Annotated in this window: 16 protein-coding genes; 7 read left to right on the top strand and 9 right to left on the bottom strand. The window is 58.5% G+C overall.

The window, feature by feature from the left end; genetic code table 11:
• The first annotated feature begins 1 nt into the window (after position 1).
• On the top strand, positions 2-1,942 hold the full coding sequence (locus ACK13D_RS06650; RefSeq protein ID WP_010251762.1) for a DEAD/DEAH family ATP-dependent RNA helicase: 1,941 nt from the start codon (positions 2-4) through the stop codon (positions 1,940-1,942).
• Positions 1,943-1,997: 55 nt separating this feature from the next.
• Here the strand turns inward: ACK13D_RS06650 and ACK13D_RS06645 are convergent, their stop codons facing one another.
• Positions 1,998-2,744, bottom strand: coding sequence for an SDR family NAD(P)-dependent oxidoreductase (locus ACK13D_RS06645; protein ID WP_010251759.1), 747 nt, complete (start codon positions 2,742-2,744; stop codon positions 1,998-2,000).
• A 174-nt stretch (positions 2,745-2,918) separates the two neighbouring features.
• Here ACK13D_RS06645 and ACK13D_RS06640 point away from each other — a divergent pair, with 174 nt between their 5' ends.
• The gene (locus ACK13D_RS06640; RefSeq protein WP_010251758.1) at positions 2,919-3,839 is read left to right on the top strand and encodes an AraC family transcriptional regulator; all 921 of its coding nucleotides are present in this window, start codon (positions 2,919-2,921) and stop codon (positions 3,837-3,839) included.
• On the opposite strand, the gene ACK13D_RS06635 is transcribed toward ACK13D_RS06640, so the two are convergent.
• The 3 genes from ACK13D_RS06635 to ubiU all read right to left on the bottom strand — a co-directional run bounded on the left by ACK13D_RS06635 (position 3,840) and on the right by ubiU (position 6,854).
• Positions 3,840-4,850 (bottom strand): luciferase-like monooxygenase, encoded by a 1,011-nt coding sequence (locus tag ACK13D_RS06635; protein ID WP_010251755.1) that lies wholly within the window; start codon positions 4,848-4,850, stop codon positions 3,840-3,842.
• 120 nt (positions 4,851-4,970) lie between these two features.
• Complete coding sequence (locus tag ACK13D_RS06630) at positions 4,971-5,849, bottom strand: U32 family peptidase (RefSeq protein ID WP_418795983.1); 879 nt, start codon at positions 5,847-5,849, stop codon at positions 4,971-4,973.
• 9 nt (positions 5,850-5,858) lie between these two features.
• The gene (gene ubiU, locus ACK13D_RS06625) at positions 5,859-6,854 is read right to left on the bottom strand and encodes a ubiquinone anaerobic biosynthesis protein UbiU (RefSeq protein WP_022625286.1); all 996 of its coding nucleotides are present in this window, start codon (positions 6,852-6,854) and stop codon (positions 5,859-5,861) included.
• A gap of 204 nt (positions 6,855-7,058) precedes the next feature.
• On the opposite strand from ubiU, the gene ubiT reads away from it, so the two are divergent.
• Positions 7,059-7,583: a ubiquinone anaerobic biosynthesis accessory factor UbiT gene (gene ubiT / locus ACK13D_RS06620; protein ID WP_010251750.1), complete on the top strand. Its 525-nt coding sequence runs from the start codon at positions 7,059-7,061 to the stop codon at positions 7,581-7,583.
• The gene (locus ACK13D_RS06615; RefSeq protein ID WP_010251747.1) at positions 7,577-8,083 is read left to right on the top strand and encodes a GNAT family N-acetyltransferase; all 507 of its coding nucleotides are present in this window, start codon (positions 7,577-7,579) and stop codon (positions 8,081-8,083) included. The genes ubiT and ACK13D_RS06615 overlap by 7 nt, the downstream gene beginning before the upstream one ends.
• On the opposite strand, the gene ACK13D_RS06610 is transcribed toward ACK13D_RS06615, so the two are convergent.
• Complete coding sequence (locus ACK13D_RS06610; RefSeq protein WP_031292823.1) at positions 8,067-8,360, bottom strand: GIY-YIG nuclease family protein; 294 nt, start codon at positions 8,358-8,360, stop codon at positions 8,067-8,069. The two genes, ACK13D_RS06615 and ACK13D_RS06610, sit on opposite strands and share 17 nt — an antisense overlap.
• Positions 8,361-8,435: 75 nt before the next feature.
• Here ACK13D_RS06610 and ACK13D_RS06605 point away from each other — a divergent pair, with 75 nt between their 5' ends.
• Positions 8,436-8,864, top strand: a complete 429-nt coding sequence (locus ACK13D_RS06605) for a YhbP family protein (RefSeq protein WP_033780617.1) — start codon at positions 8,436-8,438, stop codon at positions 8,862-8,864.
• A gap of 34 nt (positions 8,865-8,898) precedes the next feature.
• Here the strand turns inward: ACK13D_RS06605 and ACK13D_RS06600 are convergent, their stop codons facing one another.
• The gene (locus tag ACK13D_RS06600; protein ID WP_010251739.1) at positions 8,899-9,420 is read right to left on the bottom strand and encodes a type 1 glutamine amidotransferase domain-containing protein; all 522 of its coding nucleotides are present in this window, start codon (positions 9,418-9,420) and stop codon (positions 8,899-8,901) included.
• 145 nt (positions 9,421-9,565) lie between these two features.
• Between ACK13D_RS06600 and ACK13D_RS06595 the strand changes: the two genes are divergently transcribed.
• Positions 9,566-10,201: an NAD(P)H-binding protein gene (locus tag ACK13D_RS06595; protein ID WP_033759652.1), complete on the top strand. Its 636-nt coding sequence runs from the start codon at positions 9,566-9,568 to the stop codon at positions 10,199-10,201.
• Here the strand turns inward: ACK13D_RS06595 and nrdG are convergent.
• Both nrdG and nrdD read right to left on the bottom strand, forming a co-directional pair.
• On the bottom strand, positions 10,193-10,660 hold the full coding sequence (gene nrdG / locus ACK13D_RS06590; RefSeq protein WP_305820102.1) for an anaerobic ribonucleoside-triphosphate reductase-activating protein: 468 nt from the start codon (positions 10,658-10,660) through the stop codon (positions 10,193-10,195). The two genes, ACK13D_RS06595 and nrdG, sit on opposite strands and share 9 nt — an antisense overlap.
• Positions 10,657-12,795 (bottom strand): anaerobic ribonucleoside-triphosphate reductase, encoded by a 2,139-nt coding sequence (gene nrdD, locus ACK13D_RS06585; RefSeq protein WP_060681588.1) that lies wholly within the window; start codon positions 12,793-12,795, stop codon positions 10,657-10,659. Before nrdD ends, nrdG begins: the two co-directional genes overlap by 4 nt.
• A gap of 249 nt (positions 12,796-13,044) precedes the next feature.
• Here nrdD and ACK13D_RS06580 point away from each other — a divergent pair, with 249 nt between their 5' ends.
• A complete protein-coding gene (locus ACK13D_RS06580) occupies positions 13,045-15,417 on the top strand; it encodes a beta-N-acetylhexosaminidase (protein ID WP_418795978.1) in 2,373 nt (790 codons plus the stop codon).
• Between the two features lie 33 nt (positions 15,418-15,450).
• On the opposite strand, the gene galR is transcribed toward ACK13D_RS06580, so the two are convergent.
• Positions 15,451-16,452 (bottom strand): HTH-type transcriptional regulator GalR, encoded by a 1,002-nt coding sequence (galR, locus tag ACK13D_RS06575; protein ID WP_010251726.1) that lies wholly within the window; start codon positions 16,450-16,452, stop codon positions 15,451-15,453.
• Positions 16,453-16,548 lie beyond the last annotated feature (96 nt).

Here is a 16,548-nt window from a genome sequence, read left to right as displayed (position 1 = left end):
CATGACTGATATTCAAACCACTTTTGCTGACCTTGGCCTGAACGCCGACATCCTTGAATCACTGAATGGCATGGGCTACGTAAAGCCATCCCCAATCCAGGCTGAGTGTATTCCTCACCTGCTGGCGGGCCGTGACGTGTTAGGCATGGCGCAGACCGGGAGTGGTAAAACCGCGGCGTTCTCTCTGCCGCTGTTACATAACATTGATCCTACTGTTAAAGCGCCACAAATCCTGGTGCTGGCACCTACCCGCGAACTGGCGGTACAGGTTGCTGAAGCAGTTACCGAATTCTCTAAACACATGCGTGGCCTGAACGTGGTTGCCCTTTACGGCGGCCAGCGTTATGACGTGCAGCTGCGCGCACTGCGTCAGGGACCACAGGTTGTTGTGGGTACGCCTGGCCGTCTGCTTGACCACCTGAAACGCGGCACGTTAGACCTTTCTAACCTGCGTGGCCTGGTGCTGGATGAAGCAGACGAAATGCTGCGCATGGGCTTCATCGAAGACGTTGAAACCATCATGGCGCAAATTCCAGCCGATCATCAGACCGCGCTGTTCTCTGCAACCATGCCGGAAGCGATTCGTCGTATCACCAAACGCTTCATGAAAGATCCACAGGAAGTGCGTATTCAGTCAAGCCTGACCACGCGTCCTGATATCAGCCAGAGCTACTGGACCGCTTACGGTCGTAAAACAGACGCACTGGTTCGCTTCCTGGAAGCAGAAGACTTTGATGCTGCCATCATCTTCGTGCGTACCAAAAACGCAACCATGGAAGTGGCAGAAGCGCTGGAACGTAGTGGCTATAACAGCGCCGCGCTGAACGGTGACATGAACCAGGCGCTGCGTGAGCAGACGCTTGAGCGCCTGAAAGATGGTCGTCTCGACATTCTGATTGCAACCGACGTTGCGGCCCGTGGCCTGGACGTTGAGCGCATCAGCCTGGTTGTTAACTACGACATTCCGATGGACTCAGAATCTTACGTTCACCGTATCGGCCGTACCGGTCGTGCTGGTCGTGCTGGCCGTGCGCTGCTGTTCGTTGAGAACCGCGAACGCCGTCTGCTGCGTAACATCGAACGTACCATGAAGCTGACCATTCCTGAGGTAGAACTGCCTAACGCAGAACTGCTGGGTGAGCGTCGTCTGGCTAAGTTTGCTGCTAAAGTTCAGCAGCAGCTGGAAAGCAGCGATCTGGATCAGTACCGTGCTCTGCTGGCTAAAATGCAGCCAGAAGATGAAATGGATCTGGAAACACTGGCAGCTGCACTGCTGAAGATGGCACAGGGCGAACGTCCTCTGATTCTGCCACCAGAAGCACCGCGTCCGGCACGTCGCGAATACCGCGATCGTGACGAGCGTGATGGCCGTCGTGACAGCCGTGAAGCGCGTGGCGATTCTCGTGCTCCGCGTGAAAACCGCGAAAGCCGTGATGGCGATCGTCCACGTCGCGAACGTCGTGATGTTGGCGAAATGCAGCTGTACCGCATCGAAGTAGGCCGCGATGATGGTGTTGAAGTTCGTCACATCGTTGGCGCTATCGCTAACGAAGGCGACATCAGCAGCCGTTACATCGGTAACATCAAGCTGTTCGGTACCCACTCGACTATCGAGCTGCCGAAAGGCATGCCAGGCGATGTGCTGCAGCACTTTACCCGTACCCGTATTCTGAACAAGCCGATGAATATGCAGTTACTGGGTGATGCACAGCCGAACGAAGGCCGTGGTGACCGTCGTCCAGCTGGTGCTGGCGGTGAGCGTCGCAGCGGTCCAGGTGCAGGCGGTCCGGGCGCAGCTAACCGTGAAGGTGGACGTCGCTTCTCTTCTGAACGCCGTGAAGGTGGTCGTGAAGGCGGCGGACGTACTTTCAACCGTGAAGGTAGCCGTGGTCCACGTCGTGAAGAGGGCGCAGCCGCCGCTCCACGTCGTCGTGATGCATAACGACTTAGCGTCGTAACAAAAAGGGAAGCCAATGGCTTCCCTTTTTTTATGCCTGTCAGGCACCGCCGCTGATCATCACGCGCTCGCCGCTGACCCAGGCGGACTCTTCAGAGGCCAGAAACAGCGCAACCTGCGCCACATCTTCCGGCAGACCAAAGCGTCCCAGCGGCGTGGCTGCCAGCAGTTGCGCTTTGAGCTGTGGGCTCATCCTCTTCGCGGCCAGTAATCCCTCCGTCAGAATCATGCCTGGTGCCAGGGCGTTAACCCGGATGTTCTTTGCGCCCAGCTCGCGCGCCAGTCCCTGGGTCAGGGTATCCACTGCGCCTTTGGTTGCCGCCCAGAGCACGGAACCCGGCGTGCTGTTTTTACTGTTCAGGGCGCTGAGATTAATAATGCTGCCGCCGTGCGCCGGGAAGTGACGAATCGCCTGCTGACAGACCATCAGCGTACCCAGCAGGTTAACGTTAATCTGTTGCTGCATCTCCTCCAGCGTCAGCGCCGCAAACTCGCCGTGATGAAAGCTGCCCGCATTGTTCACCACAATGTCGGGCGCGCCGAAGCACTCTGCGGTGGTGGCGAAGAGCCGTTCCACATCGCGCAGGAGAGAGATATCTGCCTGTACCGCCACGGCTTCACTGCCCAGGGTGACGATATCGCTGACCACGTCAGCCGCTCCCACTTCATCCTGACGATAATTGACCACGACGCGGGCGCCAGCCGCGGCAAAAGCGATGGCAATCGCCGCACCAATGCCTTTTGAGGCGCCTGTTACCAGCGCGATTTTATTCTGCAGTGCCTTCATTATGTTGTTCTCCGCCGTAATGATTGCGTCGAAAGACTATGCGCGCTGGCGCCGAAAAGCGGGTAGTGCAATCCTGCAAGCTTCTTGCACGATCCTGCAAAAGTAACGCAACGGGACAGGTATTCCGCTCAGCGTCAGGTAATATCAGCACAGATAGCGGGAGGGGAGAACACAGTGACAGAGAGTGAGAAGTGGCAGGGGCTGGCACAGTTAATTGCCCGTCATGCTCCGGAGGATGGGCGGCATTCAAGTGCCATAGATTGCCTGTTTTTTGGCCGGGTTTCAGCACCGACTGAGCCGATGCACTTTGCTCAATGGGCCAGTTTTGCCCTGGTGGCACAGGGCGGTAAGGCGCTGCATATCGGTGATGAGGTGCTGCACTATGGTCCGGGCGATCTGCTGCTGGTGACGCTGGATATGCCGGTACGCGCCTGCGTCACCGTCGCCACGCCGGAAAAGCCCAATCTGGGGATTGGTATCGCCATCAATGAATCCCGGCTGATGCGCTACCTCGAACAGTTTCCCCCGACGCTGCCGCTGGCGACACCAGACAGTGAACGTGGCGTCACCGTGCATAAGGTCTCACCTTTGCTGGTGGATGCGGTTATCCGGCTGGTACGCCTGCTTGACCACCCTGAGGACATTGAGGCGCTGGCCCCGCTCATTGAGCAGGAGATTTTCTACCGGCTGCTGACCGGGCCGGAAGGTTCGCGCATCCTGAATATGGCGCTGGCTGAACGGCCGGGCAACCGGGTCGCGCAGGCTGCCCGCTGGCTGCGGGAAAATTTTCATCAGCCGCTGAAGATCGATCGGCTCGCCAGCAGTGTCGGCATGAGCATCTCTTCGCTGCATCATCACTTCAAAGCCGTGACGGCCATGACGCCGATGCAATACCAGAAACAACTGCGGCTGAATGAGGCGCGACGTTTGATGATGGTGGAAAAGCTGGATGCCGGTACGGCAGGCTATCGGGTGGGGTATCAGAGCGCGTCACAGTTCAGCCGGGAGTATCGCCGCCTGTATGGGCAATCTCCGGCCAGGGATAGTCGTCAGCTGGCGGTGAGCCCGGAGAGATTGCGCCCACCGCAGAACTGATTACAGGCTGTTAGCCGCTTCCATCGCAATGGCGAAGGAGCGCAGGCGCGCTTCGGAATCAAAAATCTGGCCATTGACCATAATTTCATCCGCCTGGGTTTCACGCATCAGTGAGGCCAGCCCATGACGCACTTTGTCCGTATCGCCGACCAGCGACATGCTGAGCGCCTGCTGTACGCCATACTGTTCTGATGGCGACCAGAGGTTATCCATGTTTTCAACCGGTGCCGGTAACGGGCCCGGTTTGCCGCGGCGCAGGTTGATAAACTGCTGCTGCTGCGAGGTAAACAGGAAGCGCGCATCACGCTCACTGTCTGCGGCGATCACGTTAATGCAGACCATGGCATAAGGCTTGTCGAGACGCGCCGATGGCTGGAAGTTTTCGCGGTAGACGTGCAGCGCCTGAAAGAGCTGGTCAGGGGCAAAATGGGAGGCAAACGCAAACGGCAGGCCCATTTTCGCTGAAAGCTGTGCGCTGTAGAGACTGGAGCCGAGCAGCCAGACCGGGATCTGCAGGCCCAGACCGGGTACCGGCTGCACCGGCGGCTGCGCATCCGCTTCGGCATCGAACCAGCTAATCAGTTCAGCCACATCCTCGGGGAACGTGTCGATGTGCATGTTGGCCTGATGACGGCGCAGTGCCATCATGGTGCGCTGGTCAGAACCTGGCGCGCGACCTAAGCCGAGATCAATACGGCCAGGATAGAGAGAGGCCAGCGTACCAAACTGCTCGGCGATCACCAGCGGCGCATGGTTAGGCAACATAATGCCGCCGGAGCCCAGCTTCAGAGTCTCGGTATTCGCCGCCAGATAGCCAATCAGCACGGAGGTGGCTGCGCTGGCAATCCCCGTCATGTTGTGATGTTCAGCCAGCCAGTAGCGTTGATAGCCCAGTTTTTCAGCCTGACGCGCCAGCGCCAGCGAATTATGGAACGCATCCCGAGCGGTCGCGCCCTGTGGAATCGGCGCGAGATCCAGCACGGACAGGCGAAGAGGTTTTTTATCAGACATGACTACTCCCGTTGTATGGCGCAGGCGTTAAGTTAAAGCCTGCACCATTTAGTATTACGCATCATTCCTTATATTAAAACTGCTAACCTCAGCAGGAATATAGCCGGTATGTGCTTTTATTCAGGATGCCAGCGTCATGCCCGCCAGTTTGCGCCAGTAACCGTTACAATCACTGCCTTTCGCGACCATTAGCGGAGCCTGGCCGTTTTCATTGGCGCGGAAACGGTCGATCTCTGCCAGCGTCGTCACATCCTGCGGCGAGAGCCGTATGCAATCGACCTGGCCGCGCATACCGGCCAGATCGTTACCCAGGTTATAGCAGTAGCCGCTCATGGTCTGAATGCCATTGAGGACGAACACCTGCTGGCCCTCCTGGGAGTTGACGCGCCGGCCTGTCGGATAGTTGATACAGCAGGTTTCGCAATCATCTTTCGCGCGGTTTTCCGAGCGGGCGGTGAAGCAGCGCGCTGAGAGCGCCAGCGGCAGATGACCGTAGCCCAGCACCTCCACCTCAAACTGCTGCCGGATACCCCGCGTCTCGCACTGCTCCAGCAGCTGTAGCAGCCAGTCACGTGACATCTCCACCGGCATACACCAGCGCGTCATGCCCTCTTTGACCAGCAGCTGCAGCGTGTCGGCGTTATAAACATTGAGCGTCGGACCCGCGACAAAGGGCAGATGACGCTCAGCGGCCATGTTTACCGTGCCGATATCATTGGCTTCAATCAGGAACTCACCGTTCTCAACGTAACGCTGCAGCTCTTTCAGCTCAGAGGGCGATTGCAGCAGCGCCAGCGTGCTCAGCACCACCTGTTTGCCGCTGGCCGCGAGTTCACGGGCCAGCGCCATCCAGCGGGCATAGGGCGTGGCGCGACGTTTACTGCACACCGCTTCGCCAAGGTAGATAATATCCGCGCTACTGCGGGCAGCCTGCTGGTAATAATCTTCCAGCGTATCGGTCGGCCAGTACCAGAGCACCGGCCCAAGGGCATATTGCATCATGACTCCTTATTGCCATTCACGGTGATAAGCACCCAGCGTGGTTTGCGAACCTTCTGAGAGATCGCCCAGCGTCTGCATCCACTGTGGTGCGACTTCAAACTGTTCCGGCTGCGCCTTGCAGCGATCAATTGCCTGACGCCAGACGCGCGCCACGTCAGCGACATAGGCAGGGCTGCGCTGACGGCCTTCGATTTTCACCGAGGCGATGCCTGCCCGCAGCAGTTCCGGCAGCAGCTCCAGCGTGTTCAGACTGGTGGGCTCCTCGAGCACGTGATAACGCTTGTCGTTAACCACATACCGTCCTTTGCAAAGTGTCGGATAACCCGCGCTTTCGTCCGGGGCGTAGCGATCGATCAACACTTCATTAAGACGTGACTCCATGCCCTGCGGCGTCTGCTGCCAGCGCACAAACTTCGCCGGAGAGCAGGCACCGGCGCTGTTAGGTGATTCACCGGTCAGCCAGGAAGAGAGGTAGCAGCGGCCTTCCGCCATGATGCACAGGCTGCCAAAGGCGAATACCTCCAGCGGCACCGGTGTGCTGCGAGCCAGCTGTTTAACCTGGTGAATCGACAGGACGCGCGGCAGCACCACACGCTGCAGATTGAAGTGGCGATGGTAAAAGCGAATCGCCTCCAGATTTGTCGCCGAAGCCTGTACAGAAAGATGACGTTCAACCTGGGGATAGCGCGTCGCGGCATACTCCAGCGTGGCGATATCCGCCAGGATCAGCGCGTCGGCTCCGTTTTGCGCCGCCACATCAATCGCCCGCTGCCAGCGGCCCATGCCATCCGGATGGGCAAAGGTGTTGATCGCAACATGCAGTTTGCGACGATGCTGATGAAGATAGCGCGCGGCTTCAGCCAGTTTTTTATCGGTGAAATTCAGACCCGCAAAATGACGGGCATTGGTGTCATCTTTCAGCCCCACATACACCGCATCAGCGCCATTCTCTACAGCGGTGCGCACTGCGGGTAAGTTTCCTGCCGGGCAGAGCAGTTCCATAGATATTCCTCTCAACATGCAGATGGGCGTCGAGTCTAGGCATCTGGTCCGGGCTGCGTGTTGATTTGGGGCAGTGAAATTCAAATTCATCCGCCCGGCGGCGCTTTTTTTACCTGCATGGCAGCGGTTTTTATTGATCTCAGAGGAGGCGCGCAGAAAAGGATATGGCAATATACGTAAAATTTTCTGAAGGGAGTGACGAAAGTGTTAGAGCGGATACATGCCCATTGTGTGAAAAACGGTCCTAAAATCTTAGGGTTACCCGCTGCGTTCACCCCATTCCCGGTCAAAAAGTTGCTTCTGCAACAACTCTTAAACTGGCAATTTCGTCATGCTTTGGCTGAAGGTGAGTTAGACTTTCTGGATGGTCGCCTGCTGGGTATTGAAATTGCCGATCTCAATCTGCAATGGATAACCACGCTGCAGGACGGCCGACTGGCGGTATTGCAACAGTCCGAAGCGGATGTCTGGTTTCGGGGCAATGCCAATGATCTGTTGCTGGTGGCAGCACGTAAAGCAGATCCCGACATGCTGTTCTTTCAACGCCGGCTGGTGATTGAAGGTGACACTGAACTGGGACTTGAGGTGAAGAACGTAATGGATGCTATTGAACCCGAGGCTATGCCCACCGCGTTACGCACGGCAATTGAGCAGATGGCGGCATTTGTCGACGCCGGCATGAAACAGGACGCGAAGGCCGCTCAGGCGCGCGCAGGTGCTGCATGTTGATTCGTAGTGAAATTGGCGTGGATGCCGCAGGCATCGACGCGCTGCTCAGACGCTGCTTCAGTACCTCTGCAGAGGCGGAACTGACTCAGGCGCTGCGTGAAGATGGCTTGCTGACCTTAGGCGTGGTCGCGACGGATGACGAGGGACAGGTGCTGGGTTATGCCGCATTCAGTCCGGTCAGCGTTCAGGGTGAAGATCGCGGCTGGGTTGGGCTGGCACCGCTGGCCGTCGATGAGACGCTGCGCGGTCAGGGAATTGCCAGCAAGCTGATCTATGAGGGGCTGGATACGCTCAATGAATTTGGCTACAGCGCGGTAGTGGTGCTGGGCGATCCGGCGCTGTTCAACCGTTTTGGTTTTGAACCGGCGGCACGCCACGGCCTGCGCAGCCGCTGGCCGGGTACAGAGGCAACGTTCCAGGTCTACCGTCTGGCCGATAATGCGTATGACGGGGCGGAAGGGCAGATCGACTACGCCGAACCCTTTAATCGCCAGCCGTAATACCCAGCCAGCTCTCCAGACAGCCGGGCTGGCCCGCCACCAGCAGTAATTTCTGCTGGCGGGTCAGTTGCTTGACCTGATACTCCAGTCTGGAGGCGCTGGCGCGATCGCCCGCGTCACAGTGAAACACCAGGTCCAGCGGCCCTTTGCCGCGCAGCGCGCGGGCGCCCCGTCCGCTCTGGTGCTGAGCGACCCGGCGCACCACATCCGTGGTAATACCGGTGTACAGGCTCCCTTTCGCCGTACGGACGATGTAGAGTTGCCACTGCTGACTCATCGCAATCATTTCCCAAAAAAAGGTGCCGGGCAGTGTAGCGCGCTTCACTCTCCGGTGCACCGCCAGGAGTTTATCTTGTCCGATCACGCCCATCTGGTTCGCTATCTGAGAAAGCAGCATGTGCTTTCACTCTGCTGTACCGCCGACGATCAACTGTGGTGCGCTAACTGCTACTACGTTTTTGATGAGACGCGCATGGCCTTCTGGATCATGACGGAACCCGATACCCGCCACGGTGAGTTAATGGTGCAGAATCCGCAGGTTGCGGGCACCGTCAATGGCCAGCCCAGAAGCGTGCTGCTGATTAAAGGCGTGCAGTATCGTGGCCATGTCAAACGGCTGGAAGAGTCAACAGAGCAGATCGCCAGAGCCGCTTACCAGAAACGTTTTCCGGTCTCACGCAAAGTGTCGGCACCGCTGTGGGAGATTGTGCTGGATGAAGTGAAGATGACGGATAATGCGCTGGGATTCGGCAAGAAAATTGCCTGGCAGCGGGAGAAATAGAAACGCCCTTTTCAGCAGAAAAGGGCGTCGCGGCTTACAGCGCTTCGAGGATCCGCAGGGATTCACGATTAAAGGCCGGTAAATCGGCCGGGGTGCGGCTGGTGACCAGCTTATCGTCGTCTACTACCACTTCCTTATCATGGAAGTCGGCACCGGCATTGATCAGGTCAATGGCAACGGCTTTAACGGTAGTCATCTTGCGACCGCGCACGCCGTTAGCGCTAATCAGCAGCTGTGGCCCGTGGCAGATGGCAAAAATTGGCTTGCCGCTGGCGACAAACTCTTTGGTAAAAGCAACAAAACGATCGTCGCCGCGCAGGGCATCGGGCGAGTGACCGCCAGGCAGGAGCAGGGCGTCAAATTCAGCCGGGCTGACGTCATCAATGCTGCGATCGATGGTCACTTCCGCTTCGCCTTTCTTGCCTTTAACGACATTACCGGCTTGTTTCTCAATGGTAACCACCTCAAAACCAGCGCGTTTGTAAACTTCCGCAGGTGAGGTAAATTCTGAGTCTTCAAATTCATCGGTAATTAAAACCGCCACTTTCTTGCTCATTTTTTTCCTCCTTCAGCATGTGGAGCGCGAGACGCGCTTTCCGGATAACGCTATAAGCCTGGTCGCTGAGAGTGAGAACGCAAGCCAGCCCGTTAAGATCAGCTATCTTTTAACCAGTCAGCAGTGAAATAAGGATGAATCTGAGATGAATCGCGTATTACTGACCGGTGCCACCGGCTTAGTCGGGTCGCATCTGCTGCGCTTACTGATTGAGGATCCACGCGTCGATGAGATCATCGCGCCAACCCGTCGGCCACTGCCCGCGATGAACAAGGTGGTGAATCCGGTTGAGGCCGATCTCACCGATGTCCTCGGGCCGCTGCAAAGTTCGCTGGACACGGTGTTCTGCTGCCTGGGCACCACGCGTAAGCAGGCGGGCAGTAAACAGGCTTTTATCCACGTTGATTACACCCTGGTGGTGGACAGCGGGTTAAGCGGATTACGTCTGGGGGCGAAGCAGATGCTGGTGGTCAGCGCGCACGGGGCCAGTCGTCACTCACCATTTTTATATAATCGCGTCAAAGGCGAAATGGAGAATGCGCTGCGCCATCAGGGCTGGCCGCGCCTGACGCTGGTGCGGCCTTCATTGCTGCTTGGGGATCGCGCGCAGAAGCGCCGGGGCGAAAGCCTGGCGGGACCGCTGTTTTCGCTGCTGCCGGGCAACTGGCGGGCGGTCAGCGCGCACGACGTGGCACGCTGTCTGCACCAGCAGGCTTTTACGCCGGGGAGTGAGAGCGTCAATATCATAGAGTCTGGCGAAATCCCGCGCCACTCAGCGTAACTGCCAGATAATCTGATTACGGCTGCCGCGCCATTGCAGCGTGGCATCCTTCTCCTCTTCGACAAAACGGCCATCGATCAGCACGTCGAGATAGACCAGCACAGCGCGCTGCGCCGCATTCAGCTCCTGCATCCGGTAACCGGTCCAGAGCCAGATATCTTTACCGGGACACGTCTGTCGCACCCGTTTCACCAGACGGCGAATGTGCGGCACGTTATGCGGATGCAGCGGATCGCCGCCGCTCAGCGACAATCCCTGGCGCGGAATGCGGGTGTCCTGCAAATCCGCCAGCAGGTGCTCCTCCATCGCAAGCGTAAAGGGCACGCCGGAGTCGAGCCGCCAGGTGCTCTGGTTGTAGCAGCCGCGACACTGATGTTCGCAACCAGCGACAAACAGCGTGCAGCGGGTGCCAGGTCCATTAACGATATCCACATCATAGTAGCGATGGATATGCATCATCCCAGCGGTCCTTCAGACAGATGCTTCACCCGACGCTGCACTTCCTGCTGTTTACCGGCATTAAAGGGCCGCGCATCCGGGCTGCCCAGATAGCCGCAGACCCGCCGGGTGACGGAGACGCGCGCCGGATCGTGGTTGCCGCAATTCGGACAGGTGAAGCCGCGGCTGGTACAGGTGAACTCGCCGTTGAAGCCGCACTCGTAGCACTCATCAATCGGGGTATTAGTGCCGTAATAGGGCACGCGGTCGTAGCTGTAATCCCAGACATCCTCCAGCGCCTTGAGGTTGTGCTGCACATTCGGGTATTCGCCGTAACAGATGAATCCGCCATTCGCCAGCGGCGGATAGGGCGCTTCAAAGTCGATTTTGTCGTAAGGATTGACCTTCTTCTCAACGTCGAGATGGAAGCTGTTGGTGTAGTAGCCCTTGTCGGTAACGCCTGGCACCAGACCAAACTGCGCCGCATCAAGACGGCAGAAGCGGTCGCACAGATTCTCGCTTGGCGTGCTGTAAAGGCTGAACCCATAGCCTGTTTCTGCTTTCCAGCGCTCGGTGGCATCGCGCATGTAAGCGATGATCTCTACCCCTTTGGCGCGCAGGGCCGCGTCATCGTAAGGATGCTGATGACCGCCGCTGAGCGCATTCAGGGTTTCATGCAGGCCGATATAGCCCAGCGACAGCGACGCACGGCCATTACGGAAAATAGGACCGACTTCATCATCCGCATTCAGCCGAACGCCACAGGCGCCTTCCATATAGAGGATGGGCGCCACGCGCGCTTTGGTCTTCTCCAGCCGCGCCACCCGCGTCATCAGCGCCCGCTTAGCCAGCTGCAGTCGTGCATCGAGCAGCGTCCAGAAGCGCGCTTCATCCCCGCCCGCTTCCAGTGCGATGCGCGGCAGGTTCAGGCTGATTACCCCGATATTGTTGCGGCCCTCATGAATCTGCTCGCCGTTCTCTTCATAAACGCCAAGGAAACTACGGCAGCCCATTGGGGTTTTAAACGAGCCGGTGACTTTAACCACCTGATCGTAATTGAGGATGTCGGGATACATCCGCTTGCTGGCACACTCCAGCGCCAGTTGTTTGATATCGTAATTAACGTCGCCCGCCCGGCGGTTGACGCCTTCGCGAATGCTGAACACCAGTTTAGGGAACACCGCCGTCTTGCGATTTTTACCCAGTCCGGCCAGCCGGTTAAGCAGAATCGACTGCTGAATCAGCCGGGCCGCCCAGTCCGTCCCCAGACCAAAACCAAAGGTGACAAATGGCGTCTGGCCGTTGGCGGTGTGCAGGGTATTCACCTCATACTCCAGCGACTGAAAGGCGTCGTAGCACTCTTTCTCCGTACGCTGGCGCGCATACTGCTCGGCCTGCGGGATCTGCCACTGCTCAGCAATCGCCAGATGCCGGGCATAGCTCTGCTCAACAAACGGGGCCAGCACTTCATCAATACGGTTAATGGTGGTGCCGCCGTAAATATGGCTGGCGACCTGCGCGATGATCTGCGCCGTCACGGCGGTGGCGGTGGCGATCGATTTAGGCGGCTCGATCTCAGCATTGCCCATTTTGAAACCGTTGGTCAGCATGCCTTTCAGATCGATCAGCATGCAGTTGAACATCGGGAAGAAAGGGGAGTAGTCGAGATCGTGATAGTGGATCTCGCCGCGCTCGTGCGCCAGCACCACATCGCGCGGCAGGATCTGCTGCTGTGCGTAGTGTTTTGCCACGATCCCGGCCAGCAGATCGCGCTGCGTCGGGATCACTTTGCTGTCTTTGTTGGCATTCTCGTTCAGCAGCGCCGCATTGGTCTGATCGACCAGCCCGCGGATGGCGTGATGTAACTGGCTCTGACGATCGCGGGCGACATCGCGATCGTGGCGGTATTCAATGTAGGCGCGGGCCAGTTGAGGGTAAGGACCCGCCATCAGCGTCTCTTCTACTGCACACTGAATTTCACGGATATCCACTTCCGGACGATCGGCCAGCCGCAATGCCACGCGCTCAGCGACCTGCGCGCACCAGGCCGCGTCTTCTACTTCGGCTGCCCGTGCCGCCGCCGCCACGGCCTGCTCAATACGCTGCGCATCAAAGCCTGTCCGGCATCCATCACGCTTGATTACCACCGTCGCCATTTCTCTCTCCATAAACTACATATAGGGGTCGAAAGGATTCTATTCGCTACATGTAGTGATTGCTGAGAATTATTGCGATCAGATTTGACCTGAAACAAGGAAGCCTCAACCCGCTGGAAAACTCTGGCTGATGTAAAAAATCGGGTGCTGGTTCAGGTTTCCTGCAGGATCCACTGGCGGATTGGCGAGCAGCAACTTTAATCAACGTTCTGCCCTGTCAAAACGTTGACGTTACAAGGATGCCCGCCAATGTGGTTACCCCGTTCTCTGCTCCTGCTCTCGGCCCTCAGCCCAATCGCCCTGGCCAGTCCGCTGCCGCTGATGCCCTGGCCGCAACAGGTGGAACAGCCTGCCAGCGGCGGCACGCTTATCCTGACGCCGCAGCTGACGCTGCAAATCTCTGGCGATCATCTGGCGGGTGCTGAAGCGCGCTGGCTGGAGCGGATCAGTAATCAGACCGGCTGGCCGCTGTTGCCCGCCACCCAGCCGATAGCAGCACCGACTATCCGCATCGTCATTGCGAAAGCGGTGGATCCGCAGCCGCTGCCTGATAGCGATGAGAGCTATCAGTTGCAGGTCGATGGCGACGGCGTCCTGTTAACCGCGCCCAGCCGTTTCGGCGCGATGCGCGGCATGGAAACCCTGCTGCAGCTGATACAAAACGGCGCACAGGGGACAACCATTCCTTACGTCACCATCCACGATCATCCGCGCTTTCCGTGGCGCGGCGTGCTGATCGACACGGCGCGTCACTTTATGCCGGTGGAGACGCTTAAACGTCAGATCGACGGCATCGCCGCCGCGCGAATGAACGTCTTTCACTGGCATCTTACTGACGATCAGGGCTGGCGCTTCGCCTCCAGCCACTATCCCCAGCTGCAGCAGAAAGCCAGCGATGGCAACTATTACAGCCAGCAGCAGATGCGGGAGATCGTGAAATATGCCACCGATCGCGGGGTGCGTGTGGTGCCGGAGCTGGATATGCCGGGACATGCTTCCGCGCTGGCGGTGGCGATGCCAGAGCTGATTAGCGCACCCGGCCCCTGGCAGATGGAGCGCGGCTGGGGCGTCTTTAAACCGCTGCTCGATCCCAGCAACGAACAGGTTTATCAGGTGATCGACACGCTGGTGGGTGAGATGGCGGCGATCTTCCCCGATCCCTGGCTGCACATTGGCGGCGATGAGGTGGATCCGACACAGTGGAACGACTCGCCTGCTATCCAGCAGTTTATGCGCGATCACGATCTGAAAGATGCCCATGCGCTTCAGGCATATTTCAATCAGCGGGTAGAGAAGATCCTGGAAGCCCATCACCGTCAGATGGTGGGCTGGGATGAGATTGCCCATCCCGATCTGCCGCGCAGCATTCTGATCCAGTCGTGGCAGGGTCAGGATGCGCTGAGCGCGCTGGCAAAAGAGAACTACCGCGGCATCCTCTCCACCGGTTTCTACCTCGATCAGCCTCAGCCTGCCAGCTATCACTACCGCAATGAGGTCACGCCACAGGGCCTCAACGGCCAGGATCGTCTGCGGCCAGGCGATCAGGCGCAGAGCTGGTCATTCACCATGCCGCGGCTGAAAGGCAGCCCGGTGAAGGGCAGCTTTACGCTGATACAGGGAGAACCAGGCTGGCGCGGTTTTATCGACTTCGATGGCAAAGCCCGCCGGATGGTCAGTCAGATCAACTGGCTCTCGACGCAGCAGGTGCGGTTTAGCGTGGATAGCTGGATGGGGCCGTTCCAGCCGGTGTTCACGCTGCAACAGAACGCCCTCAAAGGTTATGCTGAGGTAGGCAACGTGCGTTATCCCACCAGCGGCCAACGGCTGGCTCAGACGCCTGCGGGCATCGCGCCCGCGCTGCCCACACCTGAGCAGGTGCAGCAAAATCTGCTGGGTGGCGAGGCGGCGCTGTGGGCGGAAAACATCAACAGCCAGATTATTGATACCAAACTGTGGCCGCGCGCCTTTGTGGTGGCCGAGCGGTTATGGTCGGCACAGGATGTCACCAATACCGACTCGATGTATTCGCGGCTGGCGGCGATGGATCGCTGGAGCAGCGTGTCGGTCGGAACGCTGCAACACGCGCAGACGGAGCAGCAGATGATGCGGCTGGCCAGTGGGCATGACATCGCCCCACTGCGGGTACTGGCCGAGGTGCTGGAACCGGCGCAATACTACACGCGCCAGCATCTCAAGTTTCAGGCGGGCCATTACGACTACCATGAACCCCTGAACCGGCTGGCAGATGTACTGCCCGCTGAGAGTGAGGCGGTACGTCAGCTGGAGCAGCAGGTCGCCGTGTTAATCGCCAATCGTAATAATCCGGCTGCCGCCTCTGCGGTTCGCGCGCCGCTGCAGCGCTGGCAGGCTAACACCAGCGCGGTGCTGCCGATCATTAACGCGAGTGCAACGCTGAAGCCGCTGGCACAGAGCGTGCAGCAGATCGAGGCGCTGAGCGCCATGGGCCTCGCGCTGGTTAATGCTTACGTTCGCAATCAGGCGTTTGGTGCCAGTGAAGTGGCGGAGATGCGTGCGACACTGGATGCCGCCGCAGAGGTACAGGATGAAACAGTGATTGCGCTGGTCAGGCCGCTGGAGACGCTGCTGCGCGCCTTTCAGTAAACGCTGCGGCCGGATAAACCGGCCATAGCGTCCTCAGGCCGGGCCGCTGACCGAGTGGCGGCGCACCAGGGTCGGACTGAACATGTGGGTCACTTCCGGCAGCGGCTGATTGTTGGCCAGCGCCAGCGCCAGCTGGGCCGCCTGCTGCGCCATGGTGACAATCGGATAGCGGATGGTGGTGAGGCGCGGTCGCACATAGCGCGAAACCAGCACATCATCGAAGCCGATCAGCGACATCTCTTCCGGCACCCGAACGCCGTTATCGCTCAGCACCGCCAGCGCGCCGGCGGCCATTGAGTCGTTGTAGCAGGCGACGGCGGTGAAATTCTTGCCGCGACCCAGCAGTTCCGTCATCGCCTGCTCACCGCCCACTTCATCCGGTTCACCCCAGGTGACCAGCCGATCGCTGCACGGCAGGCCATGTTCTTTCAGCGCATCGTAGTAACCCTGCAGGCGATCTTCTGCATCGGAGATAGTGTGGGTCGAGCAGATAAAGGCGATATTCTGGTGGCCAAGCTGGATCAGATGACGGGTCGCCAGCCAGGCGCCGTAACGGTCGTCGAGCGCGATACAGCGTTTTTCAAAGCCTTTTATCAGCCGGTTCAGCAGCACCATGCCAGGCACCTGCTTCATCAGCACTTCCAGTTCTGCATCCGGGATTTTCTTAGCGTGAACCACCAGCGCCGCGCAGCGGTGACGCATCAGTTGTTCAATCGCCTGCCGCTCTTTTTGCTCATTATGGTAACCGTTACCAATCAGCAAAAAGTTACCGGTGTCACCTGCCACCTCATCCACGGCTTTTACCATTGCGCCAAAAAAGGGATCGGAGACGTCACCGACAATCAGGCCGAGCGTTTCGGTCGATTGCTGCGCCAGTGCGCGTGCGTTGGCGTTCGGGTGATACTGAAGCTGCTCCATCGCCTGACCTACGGCCTGTCGGGAGCTGTCGCTGGCTTTGGGAGAATTATTGATTACACGGGAGACTGTGGCGACAGAAACGCCAGCCAGTCGCGCAACATCCTTTATGGTAGCCATGCGTTGACCTGCTTTGGGGAAAACGTTTACACATCGCATCAGTGTTACGGAAAAGGGCGGACACATCAACCCGACAGAATGCCAGCGTCGTCGCAA

The sequence above is a fragment of the Pantoea sp. K16 genome (genome assembly GCF_048452805.1).
GTDB lineage: Bacteria > Pseudomonadota > Gammaproteobacteria > Enterobacterales > Enterobacteriaceae > Pantoea > Pantoea agglomerans.
The sequence above is the reverse complement of the archived record's forward strand: the minus strand, read 5'-3'. Positions and strand labels throughout refer to the sequence as shown.

What these genes read in the sequence shown, in the direction of transcription:
- ACK13D_RS06650 (WP_010251762.1), top strand. Translation starts at nt 2, where the DNA reads ATGACTGATATTCAAACCACTTTTGCTGACCTTGGCCTGAACGCCGAC.
- ACK13D_RS06645 (WP_010251759.1), bottom strand. Translation starts at nt 2,744, where the DNA reads ATGAAGGCACTGCAGAATAAAATCGCGCTGGTAACAGGCGCCTCAAAA.
- ACK13D_RS06635 (WP_010251755.1), bottom strand. Translation starts at nt 4,850, where the DNA reads ATGTCTGATAAAAAACCTCTTCGCCTGTCCGTGCTGGATCTCGCGCCG.
- ACK13D_RS06630 (WP_418795983.1), bottom strand. Translation starts at nt 5,849, where the DNA reads ATGCAATATGCCCTTGGGCCGGTGCTCTGGTACTGGCCGACCGATACG.
- ubiU (WP_022625286.1), bottom strand. Translation starts at nt 6,854, where the DNA reads ATGGAACTGCTCTGCCCGGCAGGAAACTTACCCGCAGTGCGCACCGCT.
- ACK13D_RS06615 (WP_010251747.1), top strand. Translation starts at nt 7,577, where the DNA reads ATGTTGATTCGTAGTGAAATTGGCGTGGATGCCGCAGGCATCGACGCG.
- ACK13D_RS06610 (WP_031292823.1), bottom strand. Translation starts at nt 8,360, where the DNA reads ATGAGTCAGCAGTGGCAACTCTACATCGTCCGTACGGCGAAAGGGAGC.
- ACK13D_RS06600 (WP_010251739.1), bottom strand. Translation starts at nt 9,420, where the DNA reads ATGAGCAAGAAAGTGGCGGTTTTAATTACCGATGAATTTGAAGACTCA.
- ACK13D_RS06595 (WP_033759652.1), top strand. Translation starts at nt 9,566, where the DNA reads ATGAATCGCGTATTACTGACCGGTGCCACCGGCTTAGTCGGGTCGCAT.
- nrdG (WP_305820102.1), bottom strand. Translation starts at nt 10,660, where the DNA reads ATGATGCATATCCATCGCTACTATGATGTGGATATCGTTAATGGACCT.
- nrdD (WP_060681588.1), bottom strand. Translation starts at nt 12,795, where the DNA reads ATGGCGACGGTGGTAATCAAGCGTGATGGATGCCGGACAGGCTTTGAT.
- ACK13D_RS06580 (WP_418795978.1), top strand. Translation starts at nt 13,045, where the DNA reads ATGTGGTTACCCCGTTCTCTGCTCCTGCTCTCGGCCCTCAGCCCAATC.
- galR (WP_010251726.1), bottom strand. Translation starts at nt 16,452, where the DNA reads ATGGCTACCATAAAGGATGTTGCGCGACTGGCTGGCGTTTCTGTCGCC.